The sequence below is a fragment of the Dethiosulfovibrio peptidovorans DSM 11002 genome (genome assembly GCF_000172975.1).
Classification (GTDB): domain Bacteria; phylum Synergistota; class Synergistia; order Synergistales; family Dethiosulfovibrionaceae; genus Dethiosulfovibrio; species Dethiosulfovibrio peptidovorans.
Genome location: NZ_ABTR02000001.1, coordinates 1008333 through 1027814 on the forward strand (window position 1 = coordinate 1008333; position 19482 = coordinate 1027814).

Genomic DNA, 19482 nt, shown 5'->3' on the forward strand with positions numbered 1-19482 from the left:
ATATAGGACAACCTGATAGATTGGATTATTTTTTCTTTATTGATACTGATAACGCTCGGTGTATGCTGTAACAGGAGGTGATGTCCATGGACGAAGCCAGACGGGACGATCTTGTCCAACTCTGTCAGGGACTGGTTAGATATCCCAGTCCATCGGGAGAGGAAGGAGAGATCGCCGCCTTTTTGCGGTCCGTCATGGTATCCCTGGGTTACGACTCCGTCCATGTCGACGGTTACGGCAGCCTGATAGGCACGGTGGACTTCGGTTCGCCCGGTCCCACCTTGCTTTTAGAGGCCCAGATGGACCATGCCGAATCGGGAGACCCGGGAGAATGGCGCCATTATCCCTTCGGAGGCCGGGTCGAATCGGGCCGGATCTACGGTCGGGGTGCCACCGATCAGAAGGGCATCTTGGCCGCCATGGTGCTGGCACTGGCCTGGCTGAAGCAGGATAGGAGAGAGTCCCTCTGCGGCAGAGCCGTCATGGCCGCCATGGTCCACCAGGAGAGTTTCGAGAGGGCCGCATCCAAACTGGTAGCCGATAGGGTGAGCCCCGACGGGGTAGTGTCCGGAGAGCCGTCGGACCTGACGGTGGAACGGGGACAGAGGGGAAGGGCCTCCATAGCGGTCGATACCTTCGGCCGTATGGAACACAGCTCCATGGGGGACAATAGCTCGGCTGACATGATGGTCCGACTCGTCTCCCGGCTGAAGGAGGACTACGTGCCAAAGGTGGATCCCTTCTTCGGAGAGGCGACCTTGACTCTAACTAGCCTTCACTCCTATCCGGTGGACGTAAGGACTACCATGCCAGTCCGTTGCCGAGCCACCTTCGACAGGAGGATCCTTCCCGGCGAGACGGCCGAGTCCGTGATGAGAGACATAAAGGCGTCCATTTCCTCCGCCGTGAGGGATATTCCGGGCCTGGAGGCTCGGGCCTTCCTGGACGGAGGCGACGGGCACTGCTACACCGGGGCGATGATAAGCTCCGAGGGATTCGCTCCGGCCTGGGAGATCGAGGAGGAGCATCCCTTCGTAGGACTGGTCCTGGAGGGCGTCGCCGAGGCGGGGTTGGAACCGATTCTCTCGAACAGATCCGGCTTCGGCACGAACGGATGTATATATGGAGGAGAAATGTCGGTTCCCACGGTGGTCTTCGGCCCCTCAAGGAGGGAGCTCGCCCACGTAGTGGACGAATACATAGAGGTGGATCAACTGGCCCTCGGCTGTAAATGCTACGGCTCCATAGCCGAGAAGTTTCTTGCTCGAAAGGAGGAGATCCCAGGTGGGGAAGGCAGTAAAGCTTGAGTGCGCCATCTGTGGAAAGACCTACGACCCCGATCCGGAGTTCACCACCTGTCCCGACTGCGGCATAGACGGGACCATGCACGTTCTCTACGATTACGAGGAAATCGGGGAGACCATGACCGCAGAGTCTCTGGCGAGGGATCCGAACAGGTCCCTGTGGCGCTACCTCCCACTGCTTCCGGTTTCGGACGTCGACGCCGTTCCGGCACTTCAGGTGGGATGGACCCCCCTATACGATTCCAAGGCCCTGGCCGAGAGATACGGCGTAGGTCGCCTTCTGGTCAAGGACGACGGAAGAAACCCTACGGCGTCCTACAAGGACAGGGCAAGCGCCGTCGCAACCGCCATGGCGAAGGAGCTCGGAAGAGACGTGGTGGCCTGCGCCTCCACCGGCAACGCCGCCAGCTCTCTGTCGGGATTTGCGGCTGTCTCCGGGCTGAAAAGCGTGATCTTCGTTCCGGAGGCCGCACCTGAGGCCAAGGTAACCCAGCTTCTGGTCTACGGATCCCGGGTGTTCTCCGTCAGGGGAGACTACGAGGAGACGGTCAACCTGGCCATAGAGGCCATAGATTCGGAGGGCTGGTACAACAGAAATTGCGCCATTAACCCCTATCTGGTGGAGGGAAAGAAGACCTGCGCCATGGAGATAGCCGAGCAGATGGGCTGGAAAGTTCCGGACAGGGTTATAACCTCCGTCGGAGACGGCTGCATAATAAGCAGCCTCTACAAGGGATTCCTGGACCTCAAGAGGATCGGCCTGATAGACCGGATTCCCGCCATAACAGGCGTCCAGGCAGAGGGAGCCTGTCCCGTCCACGATGCCGTACGGTCCGGAGCGGACAGGGTGACCTTTGGTCCCGCTGATACCGTGGCGGACAGCATATCGGTGGGAGCTCCCAGAAACTGGGCCAAGGCGCTGAACGCCGTGAGATCCAGCGGAGGGACCACCGTGACAGTGTCGGACCAGGAGATACTGGAGGCCATGACGGAACTGGCCCGGGCTACAGGAGTCTTCGGAGAGCCGGCCGGTGTGACGTCCTTCGCCGGATTCAAAAAGATGTCGAACCAGGGAACGCTGGGATCGGACGAGGTTGTGGCAATAGTGGTGACGGGAAACGGACTAAAGGACGCGGCTTCGGCCAGAAAAGCGGTGGAGGCACCTACATCGGTGGATCCGTCGATGGAATCGCTCCTGAAGGTGCTGAAACGGTAGAGACGGAATTCAATAAATTTTGTTTTGTAATATAAAAATATATAAATACGAGGAGAGTGTGTCTAAAAATGTCGTATAACATAATAGACCTCACCGTAAACGAGAAACAGCTCGAAAGCGCCGTCGAAAGGGCCAGGGAAAAGGAAATCGTAATTCCCACCTTTGCCGAGATGAAGGATCCCTCGAAGATTCCTGCCAAGATAAAGGAAAAGCTGGGCTCGGTGGGACTCTGGGACGTCGACCCTCTGAACCTGTTCCGAATAACCTGGAAGAACGAGCCGGTCAAGGACGGCGGACTGTACGACGGGGTCAACTTCGTCGAGCTTCCCGAATCACTCACCGGGGTCAAAGCCAGGATCTTCGCCCTGGTGGGAAAGTGGTTCCCCACCGGAGCCCACAAGGTAGGGGCGACCTTCGGCTGTCTCGCCCCCAGGCTCGTGACGGGACAGTTCGACCCTGTGAATCAGAGGGCGGTGTGGCCCTCCACCGGAAACTACTGCCGCGGCGGAGCCTACAACGCCCAGCTTCTGGGATGCGAGTCCATAGCCATTCTTCCCGAGGGGATGAGCCGCGAGCGTTTCGAGTGGCTCAAGAAGGTGGCCGGTGAGGTCATAGCCACTCCCGGGTCGGAGAGCAACGTCAAGGAAATCTTCGACAAAACCTGGGAGCTCAGGAAGACCAGGGACGATGTGGTCATCTTCAACCAGTTCGACGAGATGGGCAACCCCCTCTGGCACTACGTCGTCACCGGAAACGCCATAGAGGAGATGCTGGAGCAGGTGATGGGCAAGGACGACCGCTACTTCGGCTGCGCCTTCACCACCGGATCCGCCGGGACCATAGCCTGTGGCGACTACATGAAGGAGCTTTTCCCTGCGAGCAAGATTGCCGCCTCCGAGGCCCTTCAGTGTCCCACCCTTCTCTGGAACGGATGGGGAGCCCACAGGATAGAGGGCATAGGGGACAAGCATGTGCCCTGGGTCCACAACGTTAAGAACACCGACATGATAATCGACGTGGACGACGAGGACTCCATGGCCTGGATCCGGCTTTTCAACGAGCCAGCCGGAAAGGACTACCTTAAGAAAAAGGGAGTGCCGGAGGATCTGGTGGATTCCCTCGACCTGGTGGGGATCTCCGGAGCGGCCAACATAATATCCTGCATCAAAATGGCCAAGTATTACGAGCTGACAGAGAAGGACGTTCTTGTGACGGTCCTCACCGACTCGATGGAGCTGTACAACTCCCGTCTGGCCGAGATGGAGGAAGAGTTCGGCCCTTACGGCGAGATAGACGCCGCGGTGGATTTCCACCAGCACATCAAAGGTCTCTCGGTGGACTACATGCAGGAACTTTCCTACAGGGACAGAAAGAGGGTCCACGACCTCAAGTACTACACCTGGGTGGAACAGCAGGGCAAGTCCATGGAGGAGCTGGACGCTCAGTGGTACGATGCCGAGAACTACTGGGGCGAGATCCACGGCATGGCGGACAAGATAGACGAGAAGATCAGAGAGTTCAACGACAAGACCGGATTGCTGAAATAAAGTCAGCTTAGATCAAGGTCCTGGCCCCCTCTTGAGGACCTCGAGAGGGGGCCTTTTGTAAGTTATTTCCGAGTAAGCCGGTCTTCCGAGAGGTAGGTCCGCCTAGGCCCTGTCTCGCCCAAGCGTATTCTCGACCTGCCTGTTCCGAACGGACCGCCTCCGAGGGCACGTCCTGTGCCCCCTCGGCTTGGGGCGACGTCCTGTCGCCCCATCCGTCCTACACGACGGCAGGTCGAGAATACGGGCTCGAATGGGCCAAGGCGAACCTACCTCTCGGAGGAAGCTTGAGCACGAATTTTTTATGGAAGGGTGATTCATCCTGTTCGACCTCCTTATAACCGGAGCCTCCATAGTGGACGGCAGCGGAAGAGATCTCTTCGTCGCCGATCTGGCCGTTAAAGACGGCCTCGTCGCGGACATAGGTTCAAACCTCGGACCGGCGGAGGACACGATCGACCTCGCAGGTAAAACCCTGGTCCCGGGGTTCGTTGACGTACACGGGCATTCGGAGCTGAAGGCCATGACCGATCCCGACGTGTCTCCGAAGCTGCTTCAGGGCTACACCTCCGAACTTGCTGGAAACTGTGGAGTGGGCGTGGCCCCTGTCAGAGAGGAGGAGAAGACCTCTCTGACCCAGGAGGTGGCTGGGATACTGGGCAGAGGTCCCGAAGTCTGGAACTGGAACTCCTTCCCCGAGCTGCTGGACCGGATGGAATCGGGAGCCTACGGGGTCGACCTGGGCCTTCTGGTGCCTCACGGGCCTCTGAGGAGCTACGTCATGGGGAAGAGGCGTTCGAGCCTGGCATCGGAAAGGGACATAGTGGAGATGACCGCCATCCTTCGGGAGGCTATGGACGCCGGTGCCTTCGGCCTGTCCACCGGGTTATTCTACGATCCCTGTTGCTATGCCGACTCGAAGGAGCTGACCGCCCTCTTCGAGACGGTCGCCAGCAGAGGCGGCGTGGTGTCGGTCCACCAGAGAAACGAGGGGGATCGGATACTTGAGTCCCTGGAGGAGATCCTAGCTCCTGCCGAATCCTCCGGGGTAAGACTTCAGATCTCCCATCTGAAGGTGGGAGGAGAGAGAAACCGTCATAAGCTGGATAGGGTTTTAGAGACCATAGAGAGATATGCCGAGAGAGGTTGCGACGTCGCCTTCGACCAGTACCCTTATTCGGCCGGATCCACCTCCCTCTACAGTCTGCTGCCTCCCTCGTATCTCGCCCTTGGATTTAACGAGGTCAAGCGACGTCTTGGTGATAAAGTAGAGAGAGGAAATATCCGAGGACAGATGGAAGAGCCAGGGGATTGGGACGGCGTCTACTCCATGCTGGGCTGGGACAGGATAATCCTGACCGGTGCCGATCTGGAGGAGAACAGAGTCTTTCTAGGTCGGACCCTGAGGGAGATAGGCGACATGAGGGGACAGGATCCCTTCGATTCCTACTTCGACCTGATCTCTAAGGAGGGAAAGGCGTTGACCATGGTTGACTTTATCACCGACGAGGATTCGGTGGAGAGGATTATGGTCCATCCCCTTCAGTGCTTTGGAACGGACGGCCTCTATTCCGGCTGCCCTCATCCCAGGACCTTCGGAAGTTCCTACCGTGTTCTGGATCGTTACGTGAAGGACAAAAAGCTCTTGACCCTTCCGGAGGCGATCCGAAAGCTTTCGTCCCTTCCGGCCGAGAGGGCCGGCTTCGACGATAGAGGACTCCTGTCGGTCGGCTTCAGGGCCGACATGGTCGAGCTGGACCTGGACGGTCTGGAGGATCGGGCGGACTACGGTTCCCCATCTCTAACAGGTCGGGGGATTCCGTCCGTCTGGGTTAGAGGGCGACCGGCCGTGAGAGATGGCGAGGTGGTCTCCCGGGAGGGACGTCTCGTTAGGAGGTGACGCATTCGGAAACTGGAGGGAGATATTTGAGATAAGAGCAGCCCAAGGCCCGAACGGGCTACTCCGTTCGGAGCAAAGGATAGGAGAAAAGGATAGGAGAAAAGGAGGCGTATTGAGATATGAAGCGTAGAGTGACGATTATAGCCCTGGCGTTGGTGGTGGCGCTGTGTTCCTCCGCCCTGGCGGGACCGAAGGTCCTTAAACTGGCCCATCTTAACCCTCAGCAGCCCTTCGAGAACGCCACTGGAGCCATGGCGGCTGTGTTCAAGAGCATGGTCGAGGCCGGAACCAACGGCTCGGTTCAGGTGAAGATATTTCCAGCGGGACAGCTTGGCAACGAGAGAGAGACGATGGAGCAGGTCAAGGTCGGAGTGGTCCAGAGCTACATAGCCTCCGCCGGGGGAATGGCTCCTTTCTATCCCCTTTACGGCGTCCTGGACATTCCCTTCGCCGTTCCCAACTACGCGGTGGCCTGGAAGGTCTTCGACGGCCCCTTCGGCGAATACCTCAAGGAGGATATCAAAAAGGTAACCGGCTTCAAGGTCCTAGGTTTCGGCGAGGCGGGAGGATTCTTCCAGCTCTCCAATAGCGTTCGTCCCATAAAGACCGTGGAGGACATGAAGGGCCTCAAGATGCGCACCATGACCCTTCCCACCCATCAGAATCTCATGAAGACCTACGGGGCCGCCGCGACCCCCATAGCTTGGGCCGAGGTCTACACGGCGCTCCAGACCGGGGTAGCCGACGGACAGCATAACCCCCTTCCCATCGTTCTTCTCGGGAAGCTATACGAGGTTCAGAAGTACCTCACCCTCACCAACCATATATACAGCACCTACTGTTGGATCATGAACGACGAGTTCTGGGACGGCCTCAGCGACCAAGAGAAGGAGGTAGTCAACTCCTCCGCGATAACTGCCATAGTGGCGGGACGAGGCCTCAACAGGATCATCGAGGGATCCGACAGAGGACTTCCCACCATCATAGAGAAGGGCATGGAGGTCAACACCCCGACTCCGGAGGCTATGGAGAAATTCCGCGAGATGGGCAAGGACTCGGCAATGGTGTTCATAAAGGAGAACTTCGGCGATAAGGGCGTGGAGATAGCGGATCTCTATCTCGAGGCCATAGACGACGCAGTGGACGAGCTGGAAGACGATTAGTCTTTCCGGACAGGTCCATGACGAAGGATAGAAAAAGCGCGGGCCGGGGAGTATTCTCCCTGGCCGAGCGCCTCGGAAACGGTCTGGAGAGGTTCCTGGAGGTCCCGGTACTGATACTGTCGATCGTCATGACCGCATCGGTGCTCGCCGGGGTCTTCTTCCGATACGTCCTTCGATCCCCACTGGGATGGAGCGAGGAGCTCTCCCGTTACGTGATGATATGGATGGCCCTGCTGTCGGTGGCCCTTTGCATATGGAGGCAGGAGCACGTTGGAGTGACTATGTTCATAAAAAAACTTCCCCGGCTTCTGGCCAAGACCCTGGTCTTCGCCTCCAACGGACTGGTCATGTTCTTCCTTTACATACTTTTGACCTATGGGCTCAAGATGGCCGAGAGGGGCAAGTCCCAGATAGCCACCGGACTGGGGACCACCATGGAATGGTGGCTTATGGCTGTACCAGTCAGCGCCGGTATATGCATGGTGATGCTTGCCTGCAAGATGGTGTTGGACGTCAGACGGAGGGATCTGGACGAGATTCTGATGTCGGAGGAGCTGGTGGACGCGGTCAAGAGAGAGGAAGGACTGGACTTTTAGCAGTGAACGGGGGGATTTTATATGACCGGATTCCTTAGCGCCTCCTTCGCCATACTGATAGCGGTGGGGATGCCCATAGGGTTCGTCCTGGGAGTGGCGGGACTTCTCGGTATGGTCAAGATGGGCGGTGGAGCCGTCTTGAACCTGGTGCCTCAGAGGTACTTCGCAGGGGTGGACATGTTCACCCTGATGGCTATGCCTTTCTTCATTCTGGCGGGAGAGATCATGAACAAGACCGGCATCACCCAGAGGCTGGTCAAGTTCAGCAACATACTGGTAGGACATCTCCAGGGAGGACTGGCCCACGCCAACATAGTGGCTTCCATATTCTTCGCGGGGATAACCGGAGCGGCGGTCAGCGACACCGCCGCCATAGGATCCATGCTGATACCGGCCATGGTGGACGAGGGATACGACAAGGATTTCTCGGCGGCCATAACCGCCGCGTCCTCCATAATCGGACCAACCATACCGCCGTCGAACATAATGGTTATCTACGGGGCCTTCATGCAGGTCTCCATAGCGGGGCTTTTCATGACCGGCCTAGTCCCGGGACTGATACTCGGGATAGCCCTGATGATAATGACAGCCAGGATATCCAAGAAGAGAGGATACCCGGTTGGAGAGAGGAGAGCCACGGTAAAAGAGATACTGGTGGGCTTTAAGGATGCAATAGTGGCCCTCCTGATGCCTCTGATAATACTGGGGGGGATACTTTCCGGCATGTTCACCCCCACCGAGGCGGCCGCCGTGGCGGTGGCCTACGCCATGGTGCTCGGCTTCTTCGTCTACAGAAACCTCAGCTTGAGGGACATGGTTCCCCTGTTTCTCAAGATGGCCAGGACCACCGGGGTGGTCTTTCTGGTCATAGCCGCCGCGTCCATCCTGGGGTGGGTGCTCACCATAGAGCAGATCCCGGAGAAGGTCGCCACCTTTATGTTGAGCATAAGCGACAATCGCTACGTCATCATGGGGTTCATTCTGATCATGCTACTGGTGGTGGGTATGTTCATGGACATAGCGGCGGCTCTCATCATACTGGGTCCCATTCTTCACCCTCTGGCGGTGCAGCTGGGATATCATCCGCTTCACTTCGGAATCATCATGGTCCTGGCTCTCAACATAGCCCTGATGACCCCGCCGGTGGGAGCCTGTCTGTTCGTGGCCTGCGGCATAAGCAAGCTTACCCTGGAGCAGATAAGCCGGGAGATACTTCCCTTCATACTGGTGGAGCTGGCGGTCCTTTTGCTTATAACCTTCGTTCCGGCCATTCCTCTGGCCCTTCCGAGAGCCATGGGGCTCTTAGGTCGGTGAACGGGAAGATCCCTTACATAACATAAAAAATCGAAAGCGAGGCGTTATTTCGTGAAGATCCCTTTTGATCAGGTGATGGCGAAGGCGGAGGAGTACAAGGACGATATGACCCGTTTCCTCAGGGACATGATAGCCCTGCCCAGCGAGAGCTGCGGCGAGGAAGCCGTCATAAAGAGGATCAAGGAGGAGATGGAGAAGGTAGGTTTCGACAGGGTGGAGATAGATCCCATGGGCAACGTCCTGGGATATCTTGGACGGGGCAAGCATCTGATCGCCATGGACGCCCACATAGACACGGTCGGCATAGGGGAGATAAAGAACTGGAAGTTCGACCCCTACGATGGGATGGAGGAAGGCGACGTTATAGGAGGCCGAGGAGCCAGCGATCAGGAGGGCGGAATGGCCGCCATGGTCTACGCCGGAAAGATAATAAAGGACCTGGGACTCGAGGACGACTACACCCTTCTCGTCACAGGGACGGTCCAGGAGGAGGACTGCGACGGCCTCTGCTGGCAGTACATAATAGAGGAGGACGGAATACGTCCCGAGTTCGTCGTCAGCACAGAGCCCACCGACTGCCGAATCTACCGGGGCCAGAGGGGAAGGATGGAGATAAAGGTCGAGACCGGCGGCATAAGCTGTCACGGCTCCGCCCCGGAGAGAGGGGAGAACGCCATATACAAGATGGCCCCTATCGTCATGGAGCTTCGGGCCCTCCACGAGAACCTGAAGGACGACGACTTCCTGGGCAAGGGCAGCCTGACCATATCCCAGATATTCCACAAATCCCCGTCCCGGTGCGCCGTGGCGGACGGATGCACCATATCCATAGATCGCCGTCTGACCTGGGGCGAGACCTGGGAGGGAGCCCTACAGGAGGTCAGAAACCTTCCTGCCGTAAAGGAGGCCGAGGCGGAGGTGTCTCTCTACACCTACGAAAGACCTTCCTGGACCGGCCTGGTATACCCGACCGACTGCTACTTCCCCGCCTGGAAGCTGGAGGAGGAGCACCCGGCCTGCAGGACCCTGGTGGACGGCTACAGAAGGTTGTTCGACCGGGAGCCCGTCGTGGACAAATGGACCTTCTCCACCAACGGCGTCTCCATAATGGGCCGCCACGGCATACCGGTCATAGGCTTCGGACCCGGCAAGGAAGAGGAAGCTCACGCCCCCAACGAAAAGACCTGGAAAAGCCACCTGGTGACCTGCGCCGCCATGTACGCCGTCATCCCGGGAATCTACGTGGACGAACACTGCGATTAAAACGAAAGGGGAACTTTACGGATGAACACGATATTTAGAGGCAAGGACTTCATCACACTGGAGGAGTGGACCAAGGAGGAGATAGACACCCTCCTGGAGGTATCCAAGGACCTGAAAAAAGACTTCGCCATGGGCAAGACGACCCCCTATCTGCCCTACCAGACCGTCTTTCTCATGTTCTTCGAGCAGTCCACCAGGACCAGGAACTCCATGGAAGCGGGGATAACCCAGCTCGGAGGACACGCCCATTTCCTGGACACCAGCACCATGCAGGTCTCACACGGAGAGGTGGCCAAGGACACAGCCGTCATCCTATCCCGTATGGGCCACGCCATAGCCTGCCGCAACTGCTTCTGGGGAATAGGAAACGCCTATCTAAGGGACATGGCAAAATATTCCTCCGTGCCTATCCTCAACCTTCAGGACGATCTGTTCCACCCCATGCAGGGACTGGCGGACCTTATGACCATACAGGAGAAGAGAGGCGGCGACGTCAGGAACCTCAAGGTTTCCATCATCTGGGCCTACGCAACCACCCACAAGAAGCCCATCTCCGTGCCTCTGACCCAGAGTTTGTTGTTCCCCCGGTACGGCATGGACGTCACCTTGGCCTATCCCGAGGGCTATGAACTTCCCGACTGGGTCGTCGAGCAGGCCAAGAAGCACGCCGAAAGCACCGGCGGCTCCTTCAGGATAACCCACGACCAGGAGGATGCCTATAAGGACGCCGACGTGGTCTTCCCCAAGAACTGGGGCTCCTGGTTCAAGAACCCCAGCACCGAGGTGGTCGACGCCGGTCTGGAGGCCAACAAGGGCTGGAAGTGCACCGAGGAGCGTTTCGCCCTGACGAACAAGGACTGTCTCTACATGCACGCCCTTCCGGCGGACCGGCAGAACGAGGTGGACGCCTCGGTCATAGACGGCCCCAACTCGGCCATCTACGACGAGGCGGAGAACCGCCTTCACACGGCCAAATCGGTCATGGCTCTCACCATGGGAGGAAGAGGCCGCCAGTAGACTCTTCGGATTTCGACGCAGTTCCCCGGGGGAGACGGATTTCATCCGCCTCCCTTCGGGCTTTTCCGAGGGAAGGGAGGTGTCGCCCGAGGTCGGATCGAGAGCAGCACCATCTAGAGCGTGAAGTAGACCATTATCGAACAGTAAAAGGAGGGAGATCCATGAGATTCACCGAAAAATGCGCCCTATTCTTCATGGCTGTCTGTATAGCCATCGCCGCGATAGCCCCGGCAATGGCGGAGGCCAAGGCCCCGAAAGATCACAAAATAGTCCTGATACTGCCGGGACCCATAAACGACCAGAGCTGGAACGCCACCAACTACGCCGGACTGGTGGCCTGCAACGAAGAGCTCGGAACGGCCATGGAATACGTCGAGAACGTTCAGGCCAGCGACTACGAGTCCACCTTCAGAAACTACGCCGAGAGAGGCTACGACCTCATAATGGCAGCCGGAACCCAGTTCGACGAGGCGGCCAACAGGGTGGCTGCCAAATACCCCGACAGCGTCTTCTGCGTCGTGAACGGCCTCGTATCCAAGGGACCGAACGTCCGCCCCGTTCTGCCCAAGGAATACGAGGCCAGCTACCTGGCCGGGATAATAGCCGGTTTCACCACCGAGACAGGCAAGGTCGGAATGGTCGGAGGCTTCCCGAACAAACTGATGGTCCGTCTGATGAACACCTACGAGTACGGCGTCCGCATCGGATCTCCCGAGGCCAAGGCCAACAGGGCCTACTCCAATTCCTGGAGCGACGTCGCTCTGGGCAAGCAGATGGCCACATCCATGATAGACAAGGGAGCGGACGTCCTCTTCTTCTACGCCAACCAGGTGGGCCTCGGAGCCATCCAGGCCGCCAAGGAAAAGGGAGTCAAGTTCGTAGGCTTCGCCAGCAACCAGAACGACATAGCCAAGGGCACCGTCGTGGCCAGCGTCTACTTCGACTTCGCCGACATGTATAAATGGACCCTGGAGAAGTTCATGGACGGAACCCTGGCCCCCGAGGTAAACCAGGCGGGTGTCGCCGAGGGCATAGTCAAGGTGGCCTACTCGGACCAGGTTCCAGACGAGGTAAGGGCTCAGGTAGAGAAGGCAGAGAAGGCCATAAGCTCCGGGAACCTCCTCTATTTCGCCTCCGAGTTCCCCGAGTCGCTGAAATAGTATAAAGACGCCGGGCGGAGATCGCTCTTCGCCCGGCATTTCAGGTGGAGGAGGTGTCCGCGATGCCCGCGGTCGAGCTCAGGGGAATAACGAAATACTTTCCCGGCACGGTGGCGAACGACGGCGTGGACCTTAAGGTCCCGGCGGGAAAGGTCGTCGCCCTGTTAGGGGAAAACGGAGCTGGAAAGACCACCTTGATGAGGATTCTCTACGGAATGTACCGTCCCGACGGCGGGGAGATAGCCGTGGATGGCCAGGTGGTCCATATAGAGTCCCCTCAGGACGCCATGGCCCTGGGGATAGGCATGATCCACCAGCACTTCAGTCTTGTGCCGGTCCACACCGTGGCGGAGAACGTGGTGTTGGGGCTGGGATCTCCCATGTCGGGACTGGACCTCGGCAGGGTATCCCGGGAGCTGGAGGAACTGGGAGGGAAATACGGCCTGGAGGTTGAGCCGGACGCACTGGTGAGACAGCTTCCGGTCGGAATGCAGCAGAGGGTGGAAATAGTGAAGGCCCTTTATCGAAAGGCGAAAATACTGATCATGGACGAGCCCACGGCTGTGCTGACTCCTCAGGAGACCGAGCACCTCTTCGGTTTCGTCAGGGAGTTCACCTCCATGGGAAACTCGGTGATCTTCATAACTCATAAACTCGGAGAGGTCATGGCCATAGCCGACTCGGTCACTGTCATGAGGGACGGAAAACTGGTCGGAACGGTCTCTCCCTCCGATTCCACCGAGATGGACCTGGCCAGGATGATGGTCGGGCGGGATCTGGAACTCCTCTCCGGCGACAGAGACGAGACCACCGGCGGTCCCCTCCTGGAGGTTCGCGAACTGGCGGTGAAGGACGACCGGGGGGCCGCGGCCCTGGACGGCCTGTCCCTGACCGTCAGAGAGGGAGAGATCTTCGGAATAGCAGGGGTCAGCGGAAACGGACAGCAGGAGCTGGCCGAGACCATCTGCGGCCTCAGAGAGGCAGTCTCGGGAAAGATCGTCCTCGATGGTCTGGACGTTACCGGTCTCCCTGCCTCCCGGATGATAGACCTGGGGGTCGGATACATCCCGGCGGACAGACACAGAGACGGACTGGTGCTGGACATGACGGTGGAGGAAAACCTGATGCTCAAGGGAAGCTCCTCCTCCGATCTGTCACGAAACGGGGTCCTCCGGCTGGACCGAATATCCGAGATGGCCGGGGAGATGATCCGGCGGTTCTCCGTAAAGACCCCCTCTTCCGCCACCAAAGCCAAGGCCCTCTCCGGAGGAAACCAGCAGAAGGTGGTCATAGCCAGGGAGATAGAGGTCGGATCCCGGCTTCTCGTGGCGGTTCAGCCCACAAGGGGACTGGACCTCGGAGCGACAGAATACGTCCACTCCACCCTCATGGAGGAGAGGGCCAAGGGAAAGGCCATACTGCTTCTCTCGACGGAGCTCTCCGAGGTGATCAAGCTCTCGGACCGCATAGGGGTCATATATCGGGGCAGGCTTCTGGATATATTCGACAGAGGCCGCTTCGACGTGGACCGTATCGGCCTTCTGATGGCAGGCATAGAGGAGGTGCGCCATGGCTGATATGAAGTCCACCGAGAGAAAGGGAGCCGGAGCGGTTTTGTGGCCTCTCTTCTCCGTGTTCATGGGTCTTGCTGCCAGCGGCTTAATGATGACCCTTCTTGGGGCGGATCCGATAGAGGTCTACCGCAGGATCTTCGCCATGGCCTTTCGAGACGGATACAACGTGGCGGACATATTCGCCAAGGCCACCCCTCTCATACTCACGGGGCTGGCCTTCGGATTCGCCTTCAGGGCCAATCTCTTCAACATAGGGGCTCAGGGACAGTTCTATCTGGGCTGCGTCGCCTCGGTATGGTGCGCTCTCAGGCTGGGACACCTGTCTTCGTGGCTGGTGCTGCCTCTGTGCGTGCTTCTGGCGGCGGCGGCCGGAGGCGCCTGGGCCTCTCTGGTGGGATTCGCCAAGGCCAGATTCAACTCCAGCGAATTTCTCATAAGCATGATGTCCACCTATGTCGCTCTGGCTCTGATGAACTTTCTCCTCCGAGGTCCCCTGAGGGAGGCCAAGGGAGAGTATCCCCAGACCGACGTCATATCCGAGGGAAGCTGGATACCCCAGCTGATCCCTCATACCAGACTTCACTGGGGATTCGTCCTGGCCCTGCTAGCGGCGGCCCTCGCCTGGTTCCTGCTGTGGAGGACCTCTCTGGGCTACAGAATAAGGGCGGTCGGAATGAACAGAGACGCGGCCCGTTACGCCGGAATGGACTCGGGAAAGATCTTCGTTATAGTCTTCGCCGTGAGCGGAGCCTTCGCCGGTCTGGCCGGATTCACCGAGGTCAACGGCATACAGCACATGCTGGTGCAGGGATTCAGCCCCATGGTGGGAGCGGAGGGAATAGGCATAGCCATACTGGGAAACGCCCATCCCCTGGGCATCGTGCTGGCTGCGATACTCTTCGGAGCCCTTCAGGTAGGGGGAAACCTGGCTGTTCAGACCTCCGGGGTCCCTGCCAGTATCGTAGGGATAATGGAGGGATTCGTCATGCTCTTCGTCATACTCTCCTACGCTCTCCAGATAAGGCTGGCCTCCGCCAGGAGCAAGAGAAAGGCCAGAGAGGAAGGTGACCGCCGATGATTACCGGACTGCTGGCCGGAGCCCTCCAGATGAGCACCCCCCTGATGATGGGGGCCCTGGCGGAGGTCTACGCCGAGAGGACCGGGGTCATGATAATCGCCATAGAGGGGATCTTCCTCCTGGGAGCCTGGGGAGGCTTCGTGGCCGCATATTCGACCGGAAGCATGGTCCTCGGTCTGCTTGCCGCCATGGCCATAGGAATGGCCACGGCCCTGGTCTACGGGATCTTCACGGTAAAGCTGAAACAACATCAGATAGTAACGGGCACGGCGATAAACATCTTCGCCGCCGGACTGGGCATATTCCTCTACAGAGTCTTCTTCGGAGTTCCCCTTCTTCCCCTGACGGTGGATCCCCTCGAGAGGATAGCCGTACCGGGGCTGTCGTCCATACCGGTTATAGGAGAGGCTCTGTTCCATCAAAACGTTCTCACCTATCTGGCCTGGGCTCTCATCCCCGTCGGCTATTGGATACTCTATAAAACCCAGCTCGGGCTGATACTGCGTTCAACCGGTGAAAACCCCGAGGCAGTGGACGCCGCCGGAATAAAGGTGGAGACGGTACGTCTCGGCGCGGTCCTGGCCGCAGGCGCATTGGACGGCCTGGCAGGGGCGTTCTACTCGCTGGGATTTCTGGGCATGTACACCAACGACATAATCGGCGGTCGAGGATGGATAGCCTTTGCCATATGTTTCCTGGGAAACTGGAACCCCATGGGGGTCCTGGTGGGAGCTCTGGTGTTCGGACTTGCCGACGCCATGGCCATCCAGCTTCAGACCTCAGGCGTAACCCTCGTTCCGAACGAGTTTCTAATAGCCATGCCCTACATACTGACCATAGTGGCCACGGTAGCCAGAAAACGGTTCAACGTCCCCACAACATTGGGGGTTCCCTACGAGAAGGAGCGGCGGTAGTAAAAATCGAAAAAAACATAAACTCGATCTCCCACGGAGGTGATTTTTAGTGTATGATCTAGTGGTGCGAAACGGCAGGATGGTTACCCCGGAAGGGCTATCCTACTGCGATTTAGCGGTGGATGAAGGTGTAATCGTCGCCGTTGGTTCTAAACTAAAGGGCAGAAAAGAACTGAACGCCGACGGTCTTTTGGTTTTACCGGGAGTGGTGGACGCCCACGTCCATATGGCTCTTCCGGTAAGGGGAGACCGGTCCAGCGACGATTTTCTGTCCGGCAGCATGGCGGCGGCGGCGGGGGGAGTTACCTCCATGGTCGACTTCACCGTTGGAAGCCCCCGGACCGATCTGGTTCAGGATATAGACGCCAGGCTGGAGACGGCGGAGCCGTCGGTGATAGACTACGGCTTCCACTGCGAGATGGTCGGATGGACCTCCGGCAGGGAAAACGAGATACCCTCGGCGGTCGAAAAAGGCGTTACCAGCTTCAAGTTCTTCACCGCCTACGGCGACTCGGGACGCCGGTCCGACAGCGGAGCTCTCTATCGCTGTTTCTCCAAAATAGCCGAGACCGGAGCCGTGGCGGTGGTCCACGCCGAGGACGACGACCTCATAAGATCCCTGACTGCCGAGCTGTCCGACGACGAAAAATCGTCCATGACGGCCCTGAGCAGGACCAGACCGGACATCTGCGAGGGGGCTGCCATAGATCAGGTGGCATTCTACGGCGAGGTGACGGGAGCCTCGGTCCACGTGGTACACGTCAGCTCCGCTCTGGGGGCCTCCAGAATAGAGGCGGCCCGAATGAGAGGGCTCGACATCACTGCCGAGACCTGTCCCCAGTATCTCTACCTCACCGACCAGGTCTACCGGAGAGAAGACGGCCATCTCTACTCGGCCAGTCCGGCCCTGAGAGGCGAGGACGACGGCGAATACCTCTGGGGTTGTCTGGGATACGGCGCTCTGGACTTCGTCGCCACCGATCACTGTCCCTTCACGTCGGAGCAGAAGGCCTGGAAGGGCTCCTTCTCCGACCTCCCCTACGGGCTTCCCGGGGTGGAGACGTCACTTCCCCTGATCTACTCGGGAGGGGTGGCGACGGGGCGGATCCCTCTGGAGACGCTTCCGGTCATCATGTCCCAGGCTCCGGCGGAGAGATACGGATTGAAGAGCAAGGGTAGGCTGGCTCCCGGTTACGACGGCGATCTGGTTCTGTTCGACCCAGAGGCCCGGTGGACGGCGAGGGCCGAGGATCTGCACATGAAGGTGGACTTCTCCCCCTACGAGGGGATGGAGATACAGGGTCGGGTGATTACCACCGTGGCCCGGGGAGAGATTATCTACTCGGAAGGGCGGCATCTCTGCGAGCCCGGACGGGGTAAATACCTCTTCCGAAATACGAGAGACTAATTTGAACGGGAGGATATAACATGAGTAAAAGAGTTGTCGTGGCGTTGGGCGGAAACGCGATCCTTCAGAGAGGGCAGAAGGGAACGGAAGCGGATCAGAGGGAGAACGTCCGCAAGACGGTGGCACAGATAGTCAAGATGATAGAGGCGGGCTACGAGGTAGTGCTGACCCACGGCAACGGACCTCAGGTCGGAGCCATACTGATCCAGAACGAGGCGGGCAGGGGCAGCGTGCCGGCCATGCCGATGGACGTGTGCGGAGCCGAGAGCCAGGGGTTCATAGGCTACATGTTCGTCCAGGAGTTCAAGAAGGCCCTGATTGCTCACGGCCTGGATAAAGAGCCGGTCTGCATAGTGACCCAGGTGGAGGTGTCCTCGGAGGATCCCGCCTTCGCGAACCCGACCAAGCCGGTGGGTCCCTTCTACGACGAGGCCACGGCCAAAGCCCGTATCGAATCCTCCGGCGAGAGCTGGATAGAGGACGCCGGAAGAGGATGGAGAAGGGTGGTTCCCTCGCCGAAGCCCATCAACATAGTGGAGCGCAAAGCAATCAGGGAGCTTGCCGACAACGGCTACGTCGTGGTGGCCTCCGGCGGAGGCGGCATTCCCGTGGTGAAGAGCTCCGATGGGGGCTACGGCGGAGTCGAGGCGGTCATAGACAAGGACTTGGCCGGAGAGCTTCTCGCCCAGCAGGTGGACGCGGACCTCTTCATGATCCTGACCGACGTACCCAAGGTGGCCCTTCGTTACGGAACCCCCGATGAGGAATGGCTGGGCAAGGTGACCATAGACGAGATGAAGGTCTACCAGTCTGAGGGACACTTCAAGGCCGGATCGATGGGCCCCAAGGTATCCGCCGCCATGGCCTTCGTGATGAACGGAGGATCCCGAGCGGTGATAGCCAGCCTGGACCAGGCCCTGGAGGCTCTGGAAGGCACCGAGGGAACCCAGATAGTCAAGAACTGATCTAAGCCGAACATAAAATAGAATCTCAACATAGAGGCCGACGTCCTGCAGGACGTCGGCCTCTATGTGTTTCGAAGGTATCCCGATCGGTGTGACGACCAGGGGAGCGTTCAGCCTCGAAATATAGATCAATAAAGATCAGCTTCTATGTACTCTAACGATGGATTTAAGCCCTAAAAAGAGGAGGCCCGGTCGGGCCTCCTCTGTCTTTCAGCGTATCGGTATATCCGAGCTCAGCCACTTAAGGATCGCCTCCGCCAGGGCTATCCTCTTGTCGTGAAACGAGTGGGAGGTGGTCATCACCACGTCCTTTGCCGTGGTCACTCCCGCCTTTCTAAGCGCCGTCATCAGGGGGTTGTGGTGTATCTCCAGGTGAGACACGTCGTCTCTGGATCCGGCTATGGTCAGCAGTTTTTTGCCCTTGAGGCGATGTGCCAGGTCTCTTAGATCCCAATCCTTGGCTTTCTCCTTTATCTCGTCCAGAAGAGATTCCGGGCTGGTTCCCTTGAGCGGCCTGGTGCAGTTTATGAACATCTCGTAGATGTCCTTTGCGTACCTTTCGTCCCTGTTCTCCCGTTGCCTTTCCTTCGCCACCGCTCCCAGGTTGTAGGTAGCTATGGCTATTATCCTGTCGACCTCGGCCATCGCCGCCCCGGTCATCAGGGCGGCGAATCCTCCCATGCTATGGCCGATCAGGACGAACTTGGAGGGATCTATCATGTATCTTTCCCTGTTGATTGGATCCATGAGATATTCTACCGCAGCCCTGGAGTCCTCCAGGACGTGTTCGAAGGAAAAATTTCCCTCGCTGCCCCACGAACCTCTGTAGTGAAACACGACCGAGTTGAAGCCGCCTCTCCTGAGGATCTGCGCCAGGTCCACGTTCTGCTCGCTTCCGGGGAATCCGTGCAGTATCAAAGCCGTGGGATGGGGACCTCTTCCCTGAGGAGTGTACATTATTCCGTACAGGTCGCTTCCGTGGCTGGGTATGGTCAGGTCCAGCAGATCGGCCGGATATCTGAGGTCGGGAAATTCAGGATCTTTACAGATGCAGTTGAAACTCATA

16 protein-coding genes are annotated in these 19482 nt (G+C 58.5%); 15 read left to right on the top strand and 1 reads right to left on the bottom strand.

Annotated elements, in window-relative coordinates:
* The first annotated feature begins 86 nt into the window (after nucleotides 1-86).
* The 15 genes from DPEP_RS04905 (at nucleotide 87) to arcC (ending at nucleotide 18416) form a co-directional block, all read left to right on the top strand.
* Nucleotides 87-1307, top strand: a complete 1221-nt coding sequence (locus DPEP_RS04905; RefSeq protein ID WP_005660106.1) for a M20/M25/M40 family metallo-hydrolase — start codon at nucleotides 87-89, stop codon at nucleotides 1305-1307.
* Entirely contained in the window at nucleotides 1285-2520 is a 1236-nt protein-coding gene (gene thrC, locus DPEP_RS04910; RefSeq protein WP_005660108.1) for a threonine synthase, read from the top strand. The genes DPEP_RS04905 and thrC overlap by 23 nt, the downstream gene beginning before the upstream one ends.
* 68 nt (nucleotides 2521-2588) lie before the next feature.
* Nucleotides 2589-4067, top strand: coding sequence for a pyridoxal-phosphate dependent enzyme (locus DPEP_RS04915; RefSeq protein ID WP_005660109.1), 1479 nt, complete (start codon nucleotides 2589-2591; stop codon nucleotides 4065-4067).
* A 352-nt stretch (nucleotides 4068-4419) separates the two neighbouring features.
* A complete protein-coding gene (locus DPEP_RS04920) occupies nucleotides 4420-5964 on the top strand; it encodes an N-acyl-D-amino-acid deacylase family protein (RefSeq protein WP_005660111.1) in 1545 nt (514 codons plus the stop codon).
* Between the two features lie 119 nt (nucleotides 5965-6083).
* Complete coding sequence (locus DPEP_RS04925; RefSeq protein WP_005660113.1) at nucleotides 6084-7127, top strand: TRAP transporter substrate-binding protein; 1044 nt, start codon at nucleotides 6084-6086, stop codon at nucleotides 7125-7127.
* Between the two features lie 17 nt (nucleotides 7128-7144).
* A complete protein-coding gene (locus DPEP_RS04930) occupies nucleotides 7145-7723 on the top strand; it encodes a TRAP transporter small permease (protein ID WP_005660114.1) in 579 nt (192 codons plus the stop codon).
* Between the two features lie 21 nt (nucleotides 7724-7744).
* The gene (locus DPEP_RS04935) at nucleotides 7745-9037 is read left to right on the top strand and encodes a TRAP transporter large permease (protein ID WP_005660115.1); all 1293 of its coding nucleotides are present in this window, start codon (nucleotides 7745-7747) and stop codon (nucleotides 9035-9037) included.
* A gap of 51 nt (nucleotides 9038-9088) precedes the next feature.
* Complete coding sequence (locus tag DPEP_RS04940) at nucleotides 9089-10300, top strand: YgeY family selenium metabolism-linked hydrolase (RefSeq protein ID WP_005660116.1); 1212 nt, start codon at nucleotides 9089-9091, stop codon at nucleotides 10298-10300.
* Nucleotides 10301-10321: 21 nt separating this feature from the next.
* The gene (locus DPEP_RS04945; RefSeq protein WP_005660117.1) at nucleotides 10322-11317 is read left to right on the top strand and encodes an ornithine carbamoyltransferase; all 996 of its coding nucleotides are present in this window, start codon (nucleotides 10322-10324) and stop codon (nucleotides 11315-11317) included.
* Between the two features lie 161 nt (nucleotides 11318-11478).
* On the top strand, nucleotides 11479-12477 hold the full coding sequence (locus DPEP_RS04950; RefSeq protein WP_005660118.1) for a BMP family protein: 999 nt from the start codon (nucleotides 11479-11481) through the stop codon (nucleotides 12475-12477).
* Nucleotides 12478-12539: 62 nt separating this feature from the next.
* Entirely contained in the window at nucleotides 12540-14054 is a 1515-nt protein-coding gene (locus DPEP_RS04955; protein WP_005660119.1) for an ABC transporter ATP-binding protein, read from the top strand.
* Nucleotides 14047-15129, top strand: a complete 1083-nt coding sequence (locus DPEP_RS04960; protein WP_005660121.1) for an ABC transporter permease — start codon at nucleotides 14047-14049, stop codon at nucleotides 15127-15129. The genes DPEP_RS04955 and DPEP_RS04960 overlap by 8 nt, the downstream gene beginning before the upstream one ends.
* Complete coding sequence (locus DPEP_RS04965; protein WP_005660123.1) at nucleotides 15126-16043, top strand: ABC transporter permease; 918 nt, start codon at nucleotides 15126-15128, stop codon at nucleotides 16041-16043. Before DPEP_RS04960 ends, DPEP_RS04965 begins: the two co-directional genes overlap by 4 nt.
* A gap of 49 nt (nucleotides 16044-16092) precedes the next feature.
* On the top strand, nucleotides 16093-17451 hold the full coding sequence (locus DPEP_RS04970; RefSeq protein WP_005660125.1) for a dihydroorotase: 1359 nt from the start codon (nucleotides 16093-16095) through the stop codon (nucleotides 17449-17451).
* Nucleotides 17452-17471: 20 nt separating this feature from the next.
* Nucleotides 17472-18416, top strand: coding sequence for a carbamate kinase (arcC, locus tag DPEP_RS04975; protein ID WP_005660127.1), 945 nt, complete (start codon nucleotides 17472-17474; stop codon nucleotides 18414-18416).
* 210 nt (nucleotides 18417-18626) lie between these two features.
* On the opposite strand, the gene DPEP_RS04980 is transcribed toward arcC, so the two are convergent.
* Nucleotides 18627-19481, bottom strand: a complete 855-nt coding sequence (locus DPEP_RS04980; protein ID WP_005660129.1) for an alpha/beta hydrolase family protein — start codon at nucleotides 19479-19481, stop codon at nucleotides 18627-18629.
* Nucleotide 19482 lies beyond the last annotated feature (1 nt).

What these genes read in the sequence shown, in the direction of transcription:
- DPEP_RS04950 (WP_005660118.1), top strand. Translation starts at nt 11,479, where the DNA reads ATGAGATTCACCGAAAAATGCGCCCTATTCTTCATGGCTGTCTGTATA.
- DPEP_RS04915 (WP_005660109.1), top strand. Translation starts at nt 2,589, where the DNA reads ATGTCGTATAACATAATAGACCTCACCGTAAACGAGAAACAGCTCGAA.
- DPEP_RS04955 (WP_005660119.1), top strand. Translation starts at nt 12,540, where the DNA reads ATGCCCGCGGTCGAGCTCAGGGGAATAACGAAATACTTTCCCGGCACG.
- DPEP_RS04905 (WP_005660106.1), top strand. Translation starts at nt 87, where the DNA reads ATGGACGAAGCCAGACGGGACGATCTTGTCCAACTCTGTCAGGGACTG.
- DPEP_RS04960 (WP_005660121.1), top strand. Translation starts at nt 14,047, where the DNA reads ATGGCTGATATGAAGTCCACCGAGAGAAAGGGAGCCGGAGCGGTTTTG.
- DPEP_RS04980 (WP_005660129.1), bottom strand. Translation starts at nt 19,481, where the DNA reads ATGAGTTTCAACTGCATCTGTAAAGATCCTGAATTTCCCGACCTCAGA.
- DPEP_RS04965 (WP_005660123.1), top strand. Translation starts at nt 15,126, where the DNA reads ATGATTACCGGACTGCTGGCCGGAGCCCTCCAGATGAGCACCCCCCTG.
- DPEP_RS04935 (WP_005660115.1), top strand. Translation starts at nt 7,745, where the DNA reads ATGACCGGATTCCTTAGCGCCTCCTTCGCCATACTGATAGCGGTGGGG.
- DPEP_RS04930 (WP_005660114.1), top strand. Translation starts at nt 7,145, where the DNA reads ATGACGAAGGATAGAAAAAGCGCGGGCCGGGGAGTATTCTCCCTGGCC.
- DPEP_RS04945 (WP_005660117.1), top strand. Translation starts at nt 10,322, where the DNA reads ATGAACACGATATTTAGAGGCAAGGACTTCATCACACTGGAGGAGTGG.
- DPEP_RS04925 (WP_005660113.1), top strand. Translation starts at nt 6,084, where the DNA reads ATGAAGCGTAGAGTGACGATTATAGCCCTGGCGTTGGTGGTGGCGCTG.
- arcC (WP_005660127.1), top strand. Translation starts at nt 17,472, where the DNA reads ATGAGTAAAAGAGTTGTCGTGGCGTTGGGCGGAAACGCGATCCTTCAG.